Annotated in this window: 15 protein-coding genes and 1 pseudogene; 13 read left to right on the plus strand and 3 right to left on the minus strand. The window is 72.8% G+C overall.

Features of this window, described 5'->3' with window-relative positions; translation table 11 throughout:
* Positions 1–27 precede the first annotated feature (27 nt).
* Together tdh and KV557_RS28570 are read left to right on the plus strand one after the other, a co-directional pair.
* Positions 28–1,056, plus strand: coding sequence for an L-threonine 3-dehydrogenase (gene tdh, locus KV557_RS28565; RefSeq protein WP_218204407.1), 1,029 nt, complete (start codon positions 28–30; stop codon positions 1,054–1,056).
* A 29-nt stretch (positions 1,057–1,085) separates the two neighbouring features.
* On the plus strand, positions 1,086–2,279 hold the full coding sequence (locus tag KV557_RS28570; protein ID WP_218204408.1) for a glycine C-acetyltransferase: 1,194 nt from the start codon (positions 1,086–1,088) through the stop codon (positions 2,277–2,279).
* Positions 2,280–2,539: 260 nt separating this feature from the next.
* Here KV557_RS28570 and KV557_RS28575 read toward each other — a convergent pair whose 3' ends face one another.
* Positions 2,540–2,818, minus strand: a complete 279-nt coding sequence (locus KV557_RS28575) for a hypothetical protein (protein WP_218204409.1) — start codon at positions 2,816–2,818, stop codon at positions 2,540–2,542.
* Positions 2,819–3,038: 220 nt separating this feature from the next.
* On the opposite strand from KV557_RS28575, the gene KV557_RS28580 reads away from it, so the two are divergent.
* From KV557_RS28580 to KV557_RS28595, 5 genes and pseudogenes are all read left to right on the plus strand, one after another.
* Positions 3,039–3,950 carry a LysR family transcriptional regulator gene (locus tag KV557_RS28580; RefSeq protein WP_218204410.1) on the plus strand — a complete coding sequence of 304 codons (912 nt, stop codon included), beginning with the start codon at positions 3,039–3,041 and terminating at the stop codon, positions 3,948–3,950.
* 64 nt (positions 3,951–4,014) lie between these two features.
* The gene (locus tag KV557_RS28585) at positions 4,015–4,944 is read left to right on the plus strand and encodes a Gfo/Idh/MocA family protein (protein ID WP_218204411.1); all 930 of its coding nucleotides are present in this window, start codon (positions 4,015–4,017) and stop codon (positions 4,942–4,944) included.
* Between the two features lie 215 nt (positions 4,945–5,159).
* Positions 5,160–5,753 carry a hypothetical protein gene (locus tag KV557_RS28590; protein WP_218204412.1) on the plus strand — a complete coding sequence of 198 codons (594 nt, stop codon included), beginning with the start codon at positions 5,160–5,162 and terminating at the stop codon, positions 5,751–5,753.
* 64 nt (positions 5,754–5,817) lie between these two features.
* Positions 5,818–5,895, plus strand: a pseudogene (locus tag KV557_RS43095) (cupin domain-containing protein); the annotation flags it as partial.
* 62 nt (positions 5,896–5,957) lie between these two features.
* Positions 5,958–7,049, plus strand: a complete 1,092-nt coding sequence (locus KV557_RS28595) for a PP2C family protein-serine/threonine phosphatase (RefSeq protein WP_308130120.1) — start codon at positions 5,958–5,960, stop codon at positions 7,047–7,049.
* Between the two features lie 126 nt (positions 7,050–7,175).
* Here the strand turns inward: KV557_RS28595 and KV557_RS28600 are convergent, their stop codons facing one another.
* Positions 7,176–8,084, minus strand: a complete 909-nt coding sequence (locus KV557_RS28600; RefSeq protein ID WP_218204413.1) for a cyclase family protein — start codon at positions 8,082–8,084, stop codon at positions 7,176–7,178.
* 185 nt (positions 8,085–8,269) lie between these two features.
* On the opposite strand from KV557_RS28600, the gene KV557_RS28605 reads away from it, so the two are divergent.
* The 5 genes from KV557_RS28605 to KV557_RS28625 all read left to right on the plus strand — a co-directional run bounded on the left by KV557_RS28605 (position 8,270) and on the right by KV557_RS28625 (position 16,281).
* Positions 8,270–11,113 carry a SpoIIE family protein phosphatase gene (locus KV557_RS28605; protein WP_218204414.1) on the plus strand — a complete coding sequence of 948 codons (2,844 nt, stop codon included), beginning with the start codon at positions 8,270–8,272 and terminating at the stop codon, positions 11,111–11,113.
* A 79-nt stretch (positions 11,114–11,192) separates the two neighbouring features.
* The gene (locus KV557_RS28610) at positions 11,193–12,755 is read left to right on the plus strand and encodes a sugar ABC transporter ATP-binding protein (RefSeq protein ID WP_218204415.1); all 1,563 of its coding nucleotides are present in this window, start codon (positions 11,193–11,195) and stop codon (positions 12,753–12,755) included.
* Positions 12,752–13,816, plus strand: coding sequence for an ABC transporter permease (locus KV557_RS28615; protein ID WP_218204416.1), 1,065 nt, complete (start codon positions 12,752–12,754; stop codon positions 13,814–13,816). The genes KV557_RS28610 and KV557_RS28615 overlap by 4 nt, the downstream gene beginning before the upstream one ends.
* Positions 13,813–14,961, plus strand: a complete 1,149-nt coding sequence (locus KV557_RS28620) for a substrate-binding domain-containing protein (RefSeq protein ID WP_256178080.1) — start codon at positions 13,813–13,815, stop codon at positions 14,959–14,961. The genes KV557_RS28615 and KV557_RS28620 overlap by 4 nt, the downstream gene beginning before the upstream one ends.
* A 129-nt stretch (positions 14,962–15,090) precedes the next feature.
* The gene (locus KV557_RS28625; protein WP_308130121.1) at positions 15,091–16,281 is read left to right on the plus strand and encodes a PP2C family protein-serine/threonine phosphatase; all 1,191 of its coding nucleotides are present in this window, start codon (positions 15,091–15,093) and stop codon (positions 16,279–16,281) included.
* A 75-nt stretch (positions 16,282–16,356) separates the two neighbouring features.
* Here KV557_RS28625 and KV557_RS28630 read toward each other — a convergent pair whose 3' ends face one another.
* Positions 16,357–16,935 (minus strand): hypothetical protein, encoded by a 579-nt coding sequence (locus KV557_RS28630; protein ID WP_218204418.1) that lies wholly within the window; start codon positions 16,933–16,935, stop codon positions 16,357–16,359.
* Between KV557_RS28630 and KV557_RS28635 the strand changes: the two genes are divergently transcribed.
* On the plus strand, positions 16,922–17,146 hold the full coding sequence (locus KV557_RS28635; RefSeq protein ID WP_218204419.1) for a hypothetical protein: 225 nt from the start codon (positions 16,922–16,924) through the stop codon (positions 17,144–17,146). The genes KV557_RS28630 and KV557_RS28635 overlap by 14 nt on opposite strands.
* The last annotated feature ends 39 nt before the right edge of the window (positions 17,147–17,185 follow it).

Below are 17,185 nucleotides of genomic sequence, written 5' to 3' on the forward strand. Positions count from 1 at the left end.
CCACTCGCACGTCAGGAGCCGTCGCCCGTGAAGGCACTCGTCAAGCAGAAGGCCGAGCCCGGACTCTGGCTGATGGACGTCCCGAAGCCCGCGATCGGCCCCGGCGAGGTGCTGATCAAGGTGCTGCGGACCGGCATCTGCGGCACGGACCTGCACATCCGCAAGTGGGACGGCTGGGCGCAGCAGACCGTCAAGACGCCGCTCGTGCTCGGCCACGAGTTCGTCGGCGAGGTCGCCGAGATCGGCGCCGGCGTCGCGGACATCGCGGTCGGCGACCTGGTCAGCGGCGAGGGCCACCTGGTCTGCGGCAAGTGCCGCAACTGCCAGGCCGGCCGCCGCCACCTGTGCCGCAACACGATCGGCCTCGGCGTCAACCGCGACGGCGCCTTCGCCGAGTACGTGGCCCTGCCCGCCTCCAACGTCTGGGTGCACCGGGTGCCGGTCGACCTGGACGTCGCCGCGATCTTCGACCCCTTCGGCAACGCCGTGCACACCGCGCTGTCCTTCCCGCTGGTCGGCGAGGACGTGCTGGTGACCGGCGCGGGCCCGATCGGCATCATGGCCGCCGCCGTCGCCAAGCACGCCGGCGCCCGCAGCGTGATGATCACCGACGTCTCCCCGTACCGCCTGGACCTGGCCCGCCGGGTCGGGGTGACGCTGGCGCTCAACGTCGCCGAGCACACCATCGAGGAGGGCCAGCAGAAGCTGGGCCTGCGCGAGGGCTTCGACGTCGGCCTGGAGATGTCCGGCCGCCCCGAGGCAATGCAGTCGATGATCGCCAACATGACGCACGGCGGGAAGATCGCCATGCTCGGCCTGCCCGCCGAGCAGTTCCCGGTGGACTGGGCCTCGATCGTCACCTCGATGATCACCATCAAGGGCATCTACGGCCGCGAGATGTTCGAGACCTGGTACGCGATGTCCGTGCTGCTGGAGGGCGGCCTGGACCTCAGCCCGGTGATCACCGGCCGGTACGCCGCCACCGACTTCGAGGCCGCCTTCGACGACGCCGCGAGCGGCAACTGCGGCAAGATCATCCTCGACTGGACCGCCTGAGCCCCGCCGATTCGACTAGGAGTCTGCTCGTGTTCGACAACGTGCGCGCTGACATCGCCGCCACCCTCGACGAGATCCGCGAGGCCGGCCTCTTCAAGCCGGAGCGGGTGATCGGCACCCCGCAGAGCGCCGCCGTCACCGTCACCGGCGGCGGGCGCCCCGGCGAGGTGCTGAACTTCTGCGCCAACAACTACCTCGGCCTGGCCGACCACCCCGAGGTGCTCGCCGCCGCCAAGGAGGCGCTGGACCGCTGGGGCTACGGGATGGCCTCGGTCCGCTTCATCTGCGGCACCCAGGACGTCCACAAGGAGCTGGAGGACCGCCTCTCGGCCTTCCTCGGCCAGGAGGACACCATCCTGTACTCCTCCTGCTTCGACGCCAACGGCGGCGTCTTCGAGACCCTGCTCGACGACCGCGACGCCGTCATCTCCGACGCGCTCAACCACGCGAGCATCATCGACGGCATCCGGCTCAGCAAGGCCCGCCGCCACCGCTACGCCAACCGCGACCTCGCCGACCTGGAGAAGCAGCTCCAGGACACCCAGGACGCCCGCCGCCGCCTGATCGTCACCGACGGCGTGTTCTCGATGGACGGCTACGTCGCCCCGCTGCGCGAGATCTGCGACCTGGCCGACCGCTACGACGCCATGGTCATGGTCGACGACTCGCACGCCGTCGGCTTCGTCGGCGCGAACGGCAAGGGCACCCCCGAACTGCACGGCGTGATGGACCGCGTGGACATCATCACCGGCACCCTCGGCAAGGCGCTCGGCGGCGCCTCCGGCGGCTACGTCGCCGCCCGCCGCGAGATCGTCGCCCTGCTGCGCCAGCGCTCCCGCCCGTACCTGTTCTCCAACTCGCTCGCCCCGGTGATCGCGGCGGCCTCGCTCAAGGTCCTCGACCTGGTCGAGCGCTCCAGCGAGCTGCGCGAGCGGCTGGCGGCCAACACCGCGCTGTTCCGCACGAAGATGACCGAGGCCGGGTTCGAGATCCTGCCCGGCGACCACCCGATCGCCCCGGTGATGATCGGCGACGCGACCAAGGCGGGCCGGCTCGCCGAACTCCTGCTGGAGCGCGGCGTGTACGTGATCGGGTTCTCCTACCCGGTGGTCCCGCACGGCCAGGCCAGGATCCGGGTGCAGCTGTCCGCGGCCCACTCCACCGAGGACGTCGAGCGCGCCGTCGCGGCCTTCGTCGACGCGCGCGCCGCGCTGGGGGAGTGACCCGACCGGCCCGCGCCCCCGTCCGGGCGCCGGGCCGCCCCTGAACCGCCCGTGGCCGGTCCGCTCGGAACCGGACCGGCCACGGGCACCAAGAACCATCTGCCCCACCCTCCCGCGCGGGAGCGGGACCCCGGCTCGAACCGGCGTCCCGCTCCCGTTTGCGGTTACGTCAACGATCGTGTCCGGGACGGGACTTCGAGCGGGGGCGCCCCCGGCTCCGGTGCGAGAGCCGGGGGCGCGTCACGGGGCCGGAACCGGGGTCAGAGGCGGCGGAGGAAGACGTCGAAAGCGTTGTTGGTGTCGCCCGGCACCAGGTTGGTGGCCTTGGACGAGAAGAGCGCGTAGCGGCCGTTCGCACTCAGCCCCAGCGCGTTCGAGGCGCCGTCCGGCTGGGCGCCGTCGAGGCCGACGCTCACCCGGGCGGTGTCACCCTTCGGCGGCCTGGCCTCGGCCGGTGCCGCGGTGCCGGCCGGCACCGCGGCCGCCGGCAAAGAGCCGCCGCCGCGCAGCAGCCGGCGCCTCGATCGGTTCGTGGTCATGCGGGTTCCTCCCCTGGTGACGACGCCGGACCGCACTGTGCACCCCCACGGCCGGCCCGGAGAGAGCCAAGCGGGCTTCCCGCGGAAGGTCAACGTCCGAGCGTGAAGATTGGCGCAAACATTGCCAACAGGCTTGCCACATACCGGAGTTTGCAAGATCGCCGGTCCGGCCCGGCGGCCGCGGGACGGGACTACCGCGGCGCGCTGGCAGAATTGGCGTGTGATCGACGCACGACGGCTGCGGACCCTGCGGGCCGTGGCGGACCACCGCACCGTGACCGCGGCAGCGGCGGCCCTCTACCTGACCCCCTCCGCGGTCTCCCAGCAGCTGGCGGCACTGGAGCAGGAGACCGGCCACCACCTGCTCGCCCGCGAGGGCCGGGGCGTGCGGCTCACCGCCGCCGGGGAGATCCTGCTCGGCCACGCCGACGCCGTCCTCGCCCAGCTGGAGCGCGCCGAGGCCGACCTCGCCGCGTACAGCGCCGGCGTCGCCGGGGAGGTCACCGTCGCCTCCTTCGCGACCGGCATCGCCCTCGTCCTCGCCCCCGCCATCGGCCTGCTCGCCGAGCGCGCCCCGGGCGTCCGGCTCAAGGTGCTGGACGCCGAGGGCGACGCCAGCCTGCCGATGGTCCTCGACGGGCGGGCCGACCTCGCGGTGGCCGTCGAGTACCGCGGCGCCCCGCGCGCCGACGACGCCCGGCTCACCCGCGTCCCGCTGTACGCCGAGCCGTTCGAGGCCGTCCTGCCGCTCGGCCACCCGCTGGCGGCCGGCCGGGGCCCGATCGCCGTCGCCGACCTCGCCGACGAGCCCTGGATCGGGCCCTACCCCGGCAACCCCTGCCACGACGTCGTCCTGCTGGCCTGCGAGCACGCCGGCTTCCAGCCCCGCCTGGTGCACTCCTCGGACGACTTCCGGGCCGTCGTCGCCCTCGCCTCCGCCGGCGCGGGCGTCGCCCTGGTGCCGCGCTCGGCGCTGCGTGGCGTCGACCTCGGGCAGGTCGCCGTCCGTCCGGTGGACAGCGAGCTCGCCACCCGCCGGGTCTTCGCCGCCGTCCGGGCCGGCGCGGACGGCCATCCGCTGATCCGGCCGGTTCTGGACGCTCTCGCCGAGGCCGCCGCGACCGGCGCCTGAGCCCGCCGGGCGCGGCCAGTAGGGTGGGCCTGGCCGATGACCGTCCGTACAGGCAGGAGTCCCCATGAGCGAGACCGCCACGTCCGACGCCGCGCTCCCGGTCGGGGTGATCGGCCTCGGCGACATCGCGCAGAAGGCCTACCTCCCGGTGCTCACCACCCTGCCCGGCCTCGACCTGCGCCTGATGACCCGCGACCGCGCCAAGCTCGACCGCCTCGGCGACGCCCACCGGATCGACCCCGCCCACCGCTTCACCGACCTCGGCGAGCTGATCGGCAGCGGCATCCGGGCCGCGTTCGTCCACGCCGCGACGGACCAGCACGTCCCGATCGTCGAGCAGCTGCTCAGCGCCGGCGTCGACGTGTACGTGGACAAGCCGCTCGACCACACCCTCGACGGCGCCCGCCGCCTCGTCACCCTCGCCGACCGCACCGGCCGCTCCCTCGCCGTCGGCTTCAACCGCCGCCACGCGCCCGGCTACGCCCAGGCGAAGGAGCGCCCGCGCGACCTGATCGTGCTGCAGAAGAACCGCGAAGGCCTCCCCGAGGCCGCCCGGACGCTCGTCTACGACGACTTCATCCACGTCGTCGACACCCTGCGCTTCCTCGCCCCCGGCGAGATCGAGCATGTGGACGTCCGCTCCCGGGTGCGCGACGGCCTGGTCGAGCACGTCGTCCTCACGCTGGCCGGCGACGGCTTCACGGCCCTGGGCATCATGAACCGCCTCAGCGGCTCGACCGAGGAGATCCTGGAGGTCTCCGGCGCCGACTCCAAGCGCGCGGTCCACAACCTGGCCGAGGTGATCGACCACCGCGGCCAGCCGACCGTCCGCCGCCGCGGCGACTGGGTGCCGGTCGCCCGCCAACGCGGCATCGAGCAGGTGGTGTTGGCGTTCCTCGACGCCGTGCGGGCCGGCAAGACCCTCGACGCCCACGACGCCCTGCGCACCCACGAGTTGTGCGAGCGGATCGTCGAGCGCATCGAGTCGACCTGAGGCAGGCGGAAGCCCGGTGGGGTGTTCGGCACCCGCCGTTCTCAGGGCTCGGCCTGCCGCTCTTTCCTCAATATGCGATACGCGCTGCATTTCCACCCGGCTGGACTCACGGTGTCACACCTCGGACATGTCCGAAATGACAGTCATGAGGGCTGTCATTACGTTCATCGCAGGTCGGTCACCGGGCCGACGTCCGTGAGACAGAGAGAAGTGACATGCGCACGCGCACATTGGCTGTGGCCGCTGCCGGAGTAAGCGCGGCGGTCTTTGCAGCCAGCGGTATCACCTACGCCTTGACCGCCGAATCCACCCCGGCGTCCGTGGCTGTCCAGCAGGCGGCACAGCCCGTCCAACAAGCCGCCCCGGCGCCCCCGGCTGTCCAGCAGGGGGCCCAGCCCGTCCAGCAAGCCGCCCCGGCCACGGCTGTCGAGGGCGGTGGCGGCGAAAACGGAGAGAGACACGAGGGCCGCGACCGCGAGGACGGCGGACGCGGCCACGGCCACAGGGGCTACGGCCACAGGGAGGAGGGACGGATCCACTTCAACGACCGTACGTACTCCGCCTCCTCCGAGGGCTGCATCACCGCGATCAGCGGACTGGGCGCCAGTAGCTTCAGTGTTTTCAACGACAGCTGGAAGACTGTCGAGGTCTTCCGCGGCTTCACCTGTGACAACGGCGCTCCGGTCGCCATCGTGGGTCCCCACGGCGAGACCAACGGCGTTGTGACCCGTACCGTCCACGGGGGCGTGTTCGGTGACGACGGCGTCGTGGGCAGCTTCCGGGTGATCCGCGACTACGACGAGTGGTGACAGCGCCGCCCGGAGCACGGGAAGGATCCCGGCCCGCAGGAACCGGGCCGACGTTCCCGGCCTCGCGGCGGCCCCCGGGGCCGAGGCGGATGTCCTGTTCGTCTTCACGCCCGGCATGGCCCGCCTCGACCACCTGCGACTGCGCTTAACTGTGGAGTGGGGAACGACTCGGCTGTGGGGACGAGCGGGACGGAGGGCAGTCCGGTGGCTGATGTCTCGGACACGAGAACATGGCGTCCGCCGCGGTTCCTGCCCAGGTGGTCGCGCGAGGTCACGACCGGTGGCTATGCGCTGGTCGCGGTCGCGGTGGCGCTGGATTTCGCCAGCGGGCCCGGTGTCACGTTCGCCCCGATGCTCGCCGCCCTCCCCGTACTGGCCGGCGTGGGCGCCCGCCGGGCCACGGTCCCGTTGGCGGCGGGGGTGGTCGCCAGCGCGATCGTCGCCGGCCTGGCGGTCTACGACGGCGACGTGCCCGCGGTCGTGATGGCGACCGCGGCGGCCACGGTGGTCGTGGTCACCTTCTTCAGCTGCACCAACGTCTTGGTGGTGACGGCCCAGGAGCGGGAGCTGGCCAGGGTCCACACGGTCGCCGAGGCCGCGCAGCGTGCCCTGCTGCGCCTGGTGCCCCGGCGGATGGGGCCGCTGGTGGTCGCGGTGCGCTACGTGGCGGCGGAGGCCGAGGCACGGATCGGCGGGGATCTGTACGAGGTGATGCGGACCCCGTACGGGGTGCGGCTGTGCCTCGGCGACGTGTGCGGCAAGGGCTTGGCCGCGGTGGAGACCGCGGCCGACGTGCTGGGGGTGTTCCGTGAGGCCGCGCGGGCCGAGCCGGATCTGGCGCAGGTGGCCAGGCGGCTGGACTCGGCGCTCGCCCGTCGTCCGGCGAGCGAGGAGTTCGTCACGGCGGTTCTGGTCGGCATCCCCGACACACCGGGACCGGCGGTCGTGGTCAACTGCGGGCACCCGCCGCCGCTGCTCTGCCATGGCGGTCGGGTCAGCGCGGTGGAGCCGTCCGTCGAGGCACCCCCGCTGGCGCTGCTCGGCCTGGTCGGCGGGGACTACCACGCCAGGTCGCTCACCTTCGACCGCGGCGACCTGCTGCTGCTCTACACGGACGGCGTGTCCGAGGCCCGGGACGCGGCCAGCCGGTTCTACCCGCTCGCCCAGCGCGTGGCCGCCCTGCCGCACGGGGAGCCGGACGCCCTGCTGGACGAGCTGCTCGTGGACGTGCGGGCGTACGTCGGCTCCGGGCTGACGGACGACGCGGCCCTGCTCGCCGTCCGCCGGGAGCGGTGACCGGGTTCATCGACTCCATCGGCGTGATGGAGAGCTCCGTGGCGAGCCTCCCGCGGAGACCCCGGCGTCCGGGGCGGTGCGGTCACGCCTGCCGTCACGACAGCGCGGACCGGCTCCCGGTCCCGCTCAGAAGACCGCGAGCGGATTGATCGGGGAGCCGGTGCCGCGGGGGATGTTCAGGGGTGCGGCGACGAAGAGGAACTCCCATCGCGAGGTGCGCGCGCACGCCTCGGCCAGCGGTTCCAGGTCCAGGTTGTCGATCAGCGGCAGGCCCAGGGCGGTGATGGCCAGCACGTGGATCGGCGAGTGGACGCCGTCGACGGGGCTCGGACGCACGTCGCTGTCGCCGTCGCCGCCCAGTGCCGAGGCCTGTGACTCGCTCAGCACGCGCATCGCGCCGGGATGCAGTCCCGCGCTGAGGTCGTCCGGGTCCCACGCGCCCAGCCGCCGCCGTCGGGCGAGGTGGCCAGTGCGGACCAGGAGGATGTCTCCGGGGCGGAGCGGGCTGCCCTGTTCCTCGGCGCAGACCAGCAGCTCCGGGCCGCCGACCGCCTCTCCCGGCTCCAGCCAGGCACGGCCCCGCAGGCGTGCCACGTCCAGCAGGACGCCTCGCCCCACCAGCCCGGGCAGCAGGTCGGTCACCGCGCCGTAGGTGGCACCTCGCGAGGAGACCACCTCCCGCGCCCGCACTCCCGCGAAGAGCAGTCCGCCGTACGCGATGTGGCAGAGCGCGTCCAGGTGCGTCTGCGCCTTGCCGTGGTAGTCGGAGGCGATGAAGTCCCGGTGAACGGTCGGCTCGGGGGCCGTGATGTCCGCCAGTTCGGTCATCCGGTGCAGTGCCGGTCTGGGGTTGTCGGGCCCCGGCACGCTGTCCCACGGCCGCCCCATGGCGACGACCTCACCCGTGCGTACGAGTCCGGCCGCCGCCACTCGTCGCGTCCCTTCGACCGGCCCGGGGAGACGGTCGCGGCGGAGCTGCTCGAAGAGCGCGTCGAACTCGTCGCGGCTCATCGCCGGCCCGTTGGCACTGGTCATCTCGCTCCTCAACCCGTCCCCCGCTCTGCCGATGGTGCGGTAACGGTCGGAGTGCCGCCACCGTGCCGGGGGAGCGTGCGCAATCTGGTGATGAGTACCGCTTTATGGGCAAAATCCTCATTGGGCAAAGTCCTACTATTGCACCGAAGGGTGCAGCTCCACGGAATGTGAGCGCTGTGGCGATCATGACAGCTTCAGGTGAGGTGGCGATCGGCCCCGCACGGGTCCGTGAGCGGTTCCTGCTCGGTGAACCGATCGAGGACGGCGTGCGGAGTCTGATCCTGAACTCCTGGCAACGCTGCCAGTCGCTGGGGCTCTCACCGGACCGGTCCGAGCTTCCGTACCGGCCGGACATCGATCTGGACGGCCGGCTGGTCCGCGCGGCCGGGCCCGTGCTGGACCGGCTGGCATCCAGGTTCGCCGGCAGCCGGATGAACGTGGCCCTGACCGACGGGGACGGGGCGGTACTGCAACGTCGTTTCGGCGAAGCGTCCATGGTCAGGCAGCTGCCCGCGATCCAGAGCACCCCGGGCTTCGTGTTCGCCGAGCAGTACGGGGGGACCAACGGCATCGGGCTGGCGCTCGCGGAACGGCGGCTCATCCATGTCTACGGAGCCGAGCACTTCGCCGAGCGCGGTCAGTCGAACGCCTGTACGGCGCTTCCCGTCCGCGACCCCCTCAGCGGACGGATCGAGGGCGTCCTCTGCTTCGGCTATCCGCGCGCCTACGAGGACCCGCAGCTGGAGACCCTGATCCGCAAGGCCGCCTCCGCCATCGAGCGGCGCCTGCTGGCGCAGAGTTCGGCGCGAGAGCGCGCCCTGCTGCGCGCGTACCTCGACTCCAGGCGCCGCTTGCAGACCGACCAGGTTGCCGGGGACGGGCGCCTGGTCGGGATGGACGAGCTGCCCCGCAGTGGGCTGGACCGGCACGACCAGATGCTGCTTGAGCAGATGGCCACCGAGCTGATCTCCTCGGCCCAGCGCACCATGGTCGAGGTGGCCCTCTCCCACGGCCGGCGGGTCACCCTGTTGAGCCGTCCGATGACCAGCCCGTCCGGAGTGGAAGGCTTCGTCATCGAGGCGGTCCTGCACGGCGACTCGCTGCCCCGGCTCGCCACCCCCGACCGGGCCGACCAGCCGGTCGGCCTCCCGGCGCCTGCCACAACCTCCGCCGCCCCACCGCTCAGGCGCCCTGCGGGTGCCGCACCGGGGCGCGCGGCCGAGGCACCGGCGGCCCCCGCGGCCACCAGGTTGCTGCTGTTGGGTGAGCCGGGCGTGGGGCAGTACGCCGTCGCGGCCCGCCGCCGCCTGGAGCTGCTGTCCGAGGCCAGCACCCGCATCGGCACCACCCTGGACGTGAGCCGCACCGCCTGGGAACTCGCCGAGATGGCCGTCCCGAGGCTGGCCGACTACGTCACCATCGACCTTCCCGAGACCGTCCTGCGCGGCGAGGAGCCCACCGACCCCGGCAGCGAGCTGCACCGCACGGTGGTCCACGGCATCAGCACCGACTGCCCCTTCTACCCGGTCGGCGAACGGGTCGACCTCAGCCCCACCACGCCCCATCGCCGCTGCCTGGCCAGCGGGCAGACGGTGCTGGAACCCGATCTGCGGAGAGCCGCCGGCTGGATTTCGCAGGACCCCGAGGCTGCCGAGCGCTTCTTCGCGCACCACGTCCACTCCCTGATCGCCGTCCCGCTGCTGGCCCGCGGCGTCGTGCTGGGCATCGCCAGCTTCTACCGGGCACAGGACCCCGCCCCCTACGGGGACGACGACCGCTCGCTGGCCCAGGAGCTGGCCACCCGCGCCGCCATCTGCATCGACAACGCCCGCCGCTACACCCGCGAACACGCCATGGTCCTGGCCCTGCAGCGCAGCCTGCTCCCGCGCAGCCTGCCCGAGCAGAGCGCCATCGAGGTCGCCCACCGCTATCTGCCCGCCGGGTCCGGGGTGCGCGGGGACTGGTTCGACGTCATCCCCCTCTCCGGTGCCCGGGTCGCCCTGGTCGTCGGCGATGTCGTCGGCCAGGGACTGCACGCCGCCGCCACCATGGGCCGCCTGCGCACCGCCGTGCACAACTTCGCCGAACTGGACCTCGCCCCCGACGAGCTCCTCACCCACCTGGACAACCTCGTGGGGCGCCTGGACCGGGACGAGGACGGCGCGGACCCCGCCACCCGCAGCGACGGCATCATCGGCTCGTCCTGCCTGTACGCCGTCTACGACCCGACCTCGCAGCGCTGCACCGTCGCCCGCGCCGGCCACCCGCCACCCGCGGTGGTCCGCCCGGACGGCACGGTCACCCTTCCCGACCTCCCCGCCGGGCCCCCGCTCGGCCTGGGCGGTCTGCCGTTCGAAACGGCCGAGCTCCACCTCCCCGAGGGCAGCCAGCTGGTCCTCTACTCCGACGGACTCCTCCTGGACCACCACCGCGACGTCGACGCGGCCCTCGACCGGCTGTGCGGTGCCCTGGCCCGCCCGAACCGCTCGCCCGAGGACACCTGCCGCGCGGTCGTGGAGGCCGTGGTACCCGAACACCCGGCCGACGACGTCACGCTGCTCGTCGCCCGCACCCACGCCCTTGACCCCGACCGGATCGCCACCTGGGACCTGCCCGCCGACCCGGCCCGCGTCTCCGACATCCGCGCCGCCGCCGCCCGCCGGCTGAGCGACTGGGGGCTGGACGAGGTCGCCTTCGTCACCGAACTGCTGCTCAGCGAGCTGGTCACCAACGCCATCCGCTACGGCACCGAGCCCATCCAGGTCCGTCTGATCCACGACCGTGCCCTGATCTGCGAGGTCTCCGACGGCAGCAGCACCGCCCCGCACCTGCGCCACGCGGCCACCACCGACGAGGGCGGTCGCGGCCTGTTCCTCGTCGCCCAGCTCACCCAGGCCTGGGGCACCCGCTACACCGCCCGGGGCAAGGTCATCTGGGCCGAATGCTCCCTGGATGCGTCCGGCGGTCCCGACCCCTTCGAGAGCCACTTCTTCGACAACCAGTTCGCGGACATTCCCGGAATCGAATGACCCGCCTTTCGGACATCGACGGGAACCGTGGCGTGTCGACACCGCGGCGGCCGGGCTGAGCTGGTAGGAACGGTGGTCCATGCGCGACGCTCCCGACCCCTCGGCGGGCCCACCCGCGGGCCGCGGCCCACTCGTCCGCATCCGCGGTCTCGGCAAGCGGTTCGGAGGCACTCCCGCGCTGGCCGGGATCGACCTCGACATCCATCGCGGCAGCATCCTGGCCCTGCTCGGTCCGAACGGCGCCGGCAAGTCCACCCTCATCCAGACACTCGCCGGGGTCCACCACGCGGACCAGGGCGAGGTGACGGTGGCCGGGCACCCGCTCGGCACCGAGGCCGCCGCTCGCCGCATGGCCTTCATCCACCAGGATCTCGGTCTCGTCGAGTGGATGACGGTCGCCGAGAACATCGCCCTGGTCGCCGGCTACCCGCGCCGTCACGGACTGGTCTCGTGGCGGCGCACCCGGGAGCGCTGCGCCGACGCCCTCGCCCTGATCGGCGGGCACCTCGACGCCGACGCGCGAATCGCCGACCTCGCCCCCGCCGAGCGCTCGCTGGTCGCCATCGCCCGCGCGCTGGCGACGCGGGCGGAGCTCATCGTCCTGGACGAGCCGACCGCCAGCCTCCCCGCCGCGGACTGCGCCCGGCTCTTCGCCGTACTGCGCACCCTGCGCGACCGAGGGCACGGCATCGTCTACGTCACCCACCGGCTCGACGAGGTCCACCAGGTCGCCGACACTTTCGCCGTCCTGCGCGACGGCCGTCTGATCAGCTCCGGCCCGCTCGCCGGCCACAGCCGCCGGCGCCTGGTCCACGACATCGTGGGCCGCGAACCGGTCGGTCACCGGGCCGCCCCGGTCGCCCCCGCCGAGGGCCCGGTGGTGCTGAGCCTCGACGGGGTGCGGACCGCGAACGCCGGGCCGGTCAGCCTGGAGCTGCGCGCCGGCGAAATCCTTGGCATGGTGGGCCTCACCGGCGCCGGCCACCTCGACCTGGGCCGCGCCCTCGCCGGATCCCGTCCGATCCTCGGCGGGCGGGCCCTGCTCGACGGCCGGCCGTACACCCCGCACACGGTGGCCGCTGCCGTCGACTCCGGCGTCGGCCTGGTCACCGGCAACCGCCAGGAGGAGGGCTGTGCCGCCGAACTGACGGTCCGTGAGAACTTTCTGGCCAACCCCCGGGCGGGCGGCCGGTCGGCGCTGCACTGGATCAGCCCGCGGCGCGAGCGGGCCGAGGCCGCCGCCCTGATCGAGCGGTTCTCGGTGCACCCCCGCGACAGCGAGGCGCCGATCGCCACGCTGTCCGGCGGGAACCAGCAGAAGATCATGGTCGGCCGGTGGCTCCGGGTGCACCGGCGGCTGTTGATCCTCGAAGAGCCCACCGCCAGCGTGGACGTCGGCGCCAAGGCCGAGCTCTACCGCCTGCTCGACCAGGCGCTGGCCGCCGGCCTCGCGGTCCTGCTCATCTCCACCGACTTCGAGGAGGTCGTCACCGTGTGCCACCGTGCCCTGGTATTCGTCCGCGGGACCGTGACCGCCGAGCCGACCGGTGCGGCCCTCACCGTCACCGAACTCACCTCCGCCGCCTCGGCCGTGCCTCCCGTCACCGGCGGTGACGGCAACAGGCGTGCGACAGGCCGATGACCGCGCCCCCCTTCCGCCGATCCCCGCAGGGCCGCCGGCGCGGGCACCTGATCGGCAGCTACGGCCTGCCGGCCCTCGCCGCCCTGCTGTTCCTGATCTTCTCCGTCGCGCTGCCGGACACCTTCCCCACCCTCAACAACGTCTCCTCGATCCTGTCCAACCAGTCGATCCCCGCCATCCTCGCGCTCGCTGCGACCATCCCCATCGCCACCGGCAAGTTCGACCTGTCCATCGGCTACGGCCTCGGCCTCGCGCACGTCGTGGTGCTGCGGCTCATCGTCGACGGCAACTGGCCCTGGCCGCTCGCCTGCCTGGCGGTGATCCTGGGCGGAGCGGCCTTCGGGGCCCTCAACGGTGTCATCGTCGAGTTCGGGCGGATCGACTCCTTCATCGCCACGCTCGGCACCGGCAGCATCCTGTACGCCTTCACCGGCTGGATCACCGGTGGCGCCCGGGTCCTCCCCGGTACCGGCGGTCTGCCGGTCGCCTTCACCGACCTCTACGACTCCACATTCCTCGGACTGCCGGTGTCCGCCTCCTACGTGCTCGCGCTCGCGGCCGTCCTGTGGCTGCTGCAGGAACGGCTGCCGCTCGGCCGATACCTGTACGTCATCGGCTCCAACCCGCGCGCCGCCGAACTCGTCGGCATCCCCACCCGCCGCTACAGCGTCTATGCCTTCGCCGGATCGGGCCTGGTCGTCGGCTTCGCGGGGGTCCTGCTCGCCGCGCAGCAGCAGATCGGCAACCCGAGCGTCGGCCTGGAGTACCTGTTGCCCGCATTCGTCGGCGCGCTGCTCGGCTCCACCGCGATCAAACCCGGACGCGCCAACGCCCTGGGCACCGTGGTCGCCGTCGCCGTTCTCGCCATCGGCCTGGCCGGTATCGGGCAGCTCGGCGCCGACTTCTGGGCCGTGCCGCTGTTCAACGGCGCGACGCTGCTCCTCGCCGTCGGCCTGGCCGGCTACTCCGCGCGCCGCCGGCTGCGCGCCGGCGCCGCCGAGACCCGCCGTTCGCTCACGCCGCCGTCGACGGACGGGGCTTCCTCGCCGGACACGCCATGAACCGCGGCGCCGCGACTGTGCTGGCAGCAGTCATGCTGGCAACGGCCGGCACCGCCCTGGACGGCTGCCAGCGCGGCCTGTCGACCGGGACCGGGGCCCCCGCCGCAGGGCCGTCGAGGGCCGGCTGCCCGGCCACCCTCGCCAGGGCGAAGGCGGACGTCCAGCAGGCCGAGCAGGCCGACGCCCCCTGGAACGGTCCCACCAGCGGCCCCAGGGCGGTTCCCGGCAGGACCATCGTCTACGTTGCCCAGACCATGACCAACCCCGGCGTCGCGGGTGTCGCCAGGGGCGTCATCGAAGCCGCGACGGTCATCGGCTGGAGCGTCCGGGTGATCGACGGACAGGGCACGCCCGCCGGCATCCAGGCGGCGCTCGGCCAGGCGGTCGACCTCGAACCCTCGGGCATCATCATCGGCGGCTTCGACCCGGAGCTGACCTCGCAGCAGGTCGCGCAGGCCGACACGGCACACATCCCGCTCATCGGCTGGCACGCGGTCGCGGCCCCCGGGCCGAGCAGGAGCCCCCTGCTCTTCAGCAACATCACCACCAGCGTCGAGGACGTCGCGCGGCTCAGCGCGGACTGGGTCATCGCGGAGTCCAACGGCAACGCCGGAGTCGTCGTCTTCACCGACGACTCGATCCCGTTCGCCAGGAGCAAGTCCCAACTGATCAAGGGCGAACTCGCCACCTGCCCCAGCGTGAGACTTCTGGCCTCCGAGAACATCCCCATCCCGGACGCGACCAGCCGCACCCCCCAGGAGGTCTCCGCCCTCCTTGCCCGCTTCCAGGGCCAGTGGACACACTCCGTCGCCATCAACGACCTGTACTTCGCCGACGCCGCGCCCGCCCTGCGCGCGGCCGGCAAGCCCGGCAACGCCGCCCCGTACAACATCGGCGCGGGCGACGGCGACCCCTCGGCCTTCCAGCGCATCGACAACAGGCAGTTCCAGGCCGCCACCGTCCCCGAGCCCCTCACCGAGCAGGGCTGGCAGATCGTCGACGAGTTCAACCGCGCCTTCTCCCGCCAGCCCGCCAGCGACTACGTCGCCCCGGTCCACATCTCCACCGCCGCCAACAGTGGCGGAGCAACCTCCTGGGACCCGTCGGGCTACCGCCAGGCGTACCGGACGATCTGGGGCAGGTAGCGAGGGCGGTGCTGACGGAGCCCATGTGATGGGTCGGCCCACTGTGCCATCGAGCCTGACGTGAGAGAGGTCGGGATCGATGTGAGACTGGGCACGGAAGGGGTGATCCCCGTGTCGGATCCACCGCACGTGTCAGCCGGTCCCGACACCACCGTCGACGAGAATCGGCTGGAAGAGTTGATCACCGAGGCGCAGACGGCCCTGCCGGTCGAACTGCCCGCCCTGGCGAACCGGTGCGCCTCGGCCCTCGGCCTGGGCACCGCGCTGATCTACCTCGTCGACCTGCAACAACGGCTGCTCATCCCACTCGACGAGGCCTTGGAGCCGCTGCCGGTGGACCACTCGTTGGCCGGCTGGGCGTACCGCACGGTCTCCCCGCGGGTGGCCGACGCCGACGACGGCGTGATCGTCTGGATGCCTCTGGTCGACGGTGCGGAGCGGCTGGGCGTGCTGGCGGTGCGGACCGCCTTGCTCGACGGGGTGCGGATGCGCCGCAGCCGGATGCTGGCCCATCTGTTCGCCATGCTGATCACCTCCAAGCGCGCCTACAGCGACTGGCTCGCCGCCCGCGCCCGCACCGCGACCATGCTGTTGCCCGCCGAGATGCTGCGGGCCTTCCTGCCACCCCACACCGTCGGCAGCAGCAGGTGCGTCTCGACCGCGGTCCTGGAACCGGCGTACGACGTCGCCGGCGACGCCTTCGACCACTCGGTGGTCAAGAACGTGCTGCACACCATGATCCTCGACTCCATGGGTCACGATCTGGCCGCCGGCCTGACCACGTCGGTCGCCATGGCGGCGGCGCGGAACGCCCGCCGCGGCGGTGGCGACCTGGCCGACATCATCGGCTCCGTCGACCGGGCACTCGCCCAGTGGCTGCCCGACCATTTCTCCACCGGTGTGCTGTGCCGGCTCGACGCGGAGACCGGGGTGCTGCACTGGGTCAACTGCGGTCACCCGCCGCCGCTGCTGATCCGGGCCGAGCGGGTGCGCGAGGGGGCGCTGGACAGCCCCCCGCAGCCGCCGATCGGCCTGGCCGGCCAACTCGCTCCGGCAGCCCGGCAGGTCCACGAGACGACACTGGAACCGGGCGACCAGGTCCTGCTCTACACCGACGGCGTTGTGGACGCTCGAGACGCGAACGGTGCGGAGTTCGGCCTCGACCGGTTCACCGACTTCATCATCCGCTCCTCCTCCGCCGGCCAGCGCCCGGCCGAGGTGCTGCGGCTGCTCATCCACGCCGTCCTCGACCACCATCGCAACCGACTGCGGGACGACGCGACCATCCTGCTCTTCGAATGGCGCCCGCAGCACTGGTGACGCGGTACTGCGCCGAGCCTCGTTCTGACGGACCGTAGGGCGCCCCTGGGCCGAGTGCGGGGCCGAGCGCGGTATTCACCGCCCAGGCCCCTCCAGCCGGGGCTTGGTGAGTGCGTCGAGCCTGCCGCGGACCGCCACGGCGTCGCGGTGCTGGAGGTCGTCGAGGATGGTGAGGGCGTCCTGCCAGGCGGTGCGGGCGGCCTCGGTGCCGCCCTGGCGCGGGCGGTCACCGAGCGCGTCGAAGAGATCGAGGGCCAGCCGGAGCTGGGCGTGGGCCTCGGGCTGCCGGTCCTCCGACCGGTGGACCTGTCCCAGCCGGCGGTGGGCATGGGCCTGACGGTCCCGGTGCCCGCTGCGCTCGGCCGCGGCCAGCGCGGCCCGGCTGACCTCCTCCCACTCTCGCCACGCTCCGGCCCGGAGCAGGAAGGGCGCCAGCACGGCGGAGAGCTGCCAGGCGTGGTCGTCGAATCCGGCCGCGTGGGCGCGGGCGACCGTGGCGGTGAGCACCGCCTGCTCGGCCCGGTACCAGGCCAGGGCCTGCTCGTGGTCGTCGAGGGCGGCCGGCGCTGTCCCGGGCGAGGGCGCGGACAGGTCGAGCGCGATCACGGTCGGGTTCCAGAGCAGCCACGCCGGCGCGTGGGTGGACGTCAACATCGTCTCCCCGTACGGCGGCCAGGTCGGCTACGGCGGCGGGAACACCTACTCCAAGGACATCTGCACGGGTGGCGCCGACATCCACTCGGCCAGCCCGGACGCCTGGCGCGCGCAGGCGATCGTCAACAGCTGCGGCTCGTGGGCGCTCGGCACCCTGCACAACTACGGCGACGGCGGCACCTGGGCCGGCGCCCACTCCGGCGGCTGCTGACCGCCTCCGCCACCCCACCCCGGCAGCCGGCCCACCCCA

Source organism: Kitasatospora aureofaciens (assembly GCF_019192735.1).
GTDB classification, from domain to species: domain Bacteria; phylum Actinomycetota; class Actinomycetes; order Streptomycetales; family Streptomycetaceae; genus Kitasatospora; species Kitasatospora aureofaciens_A.

Excerpts from the sequence above, each read along its gene's own strand:
- KV557_RS28575 (WP_218204409.1), bottom strand. The coding sequence starts at position 2,818 with ATGACCACGAACCGATCGAGGCGCCGGCTGCTGCGCGGCGGCGGCTCT.
- KV557_RS28600 (WP_218204413.1), bottom strand. The coding sequence starts at position 8,084 with ATGACCAGTGCCAACGGGCCGGCGATGAGCCGCGACGAGTTCGACGCG.
- KV557_RS28630 (WP_218204418.1), bottom strand. The coding sequence starts at position 16,935 with ATGTTGACGTCCACCCACGCGCCGGCGTGGCTGCTCTGGAACCCGACC.
- KV557_RS28605 (WP_218204414.1), top strand. The coding sequence starts at position 8,270 with ATGACAGCTTCAGGTGAGGTGGCGATCGGCCCCGCACGGGTCCGTGAG.
- KV557_RS28610 (WP_218204415.1), top strand. The coding sequence starts at position 11,193 with ATGCGCGACGCTCCCGACCCCTCGGCGGGCCCACCCGCGGGCCGCGGC.
- KV557_RS28585 (WP_218204411.1), top strand. The coding sequence starts at position 4,015 with ATGAGCGAGACCGCCACGTCCGACGCCGCGCTCCCGGTCGGGGTGATC.
- KV557_RS28620 (WP_256178080.1), top strand. The coding sequence starts at position 13,813 with ATGAACCGCGGCGCCGCGACTGTGCTGGCAGCAGTCATGCTGGCAACG.
- KV557_RS28590 (WP_218204412.1), top strand. The coding sequence starts at position 5,160 with ATGCGCACGCGCACATTGGCTGTGGCCGCTGCCGGAGTAAGCGCGGCG.
- KV557_RS28615 (WP_218204416.1), top strand. The coding sequence starts at position 12,752 with ATGACCGCGCCCCCCTTCCGCCGATCCCCGCAGGGCCGCCGGCGCGGG.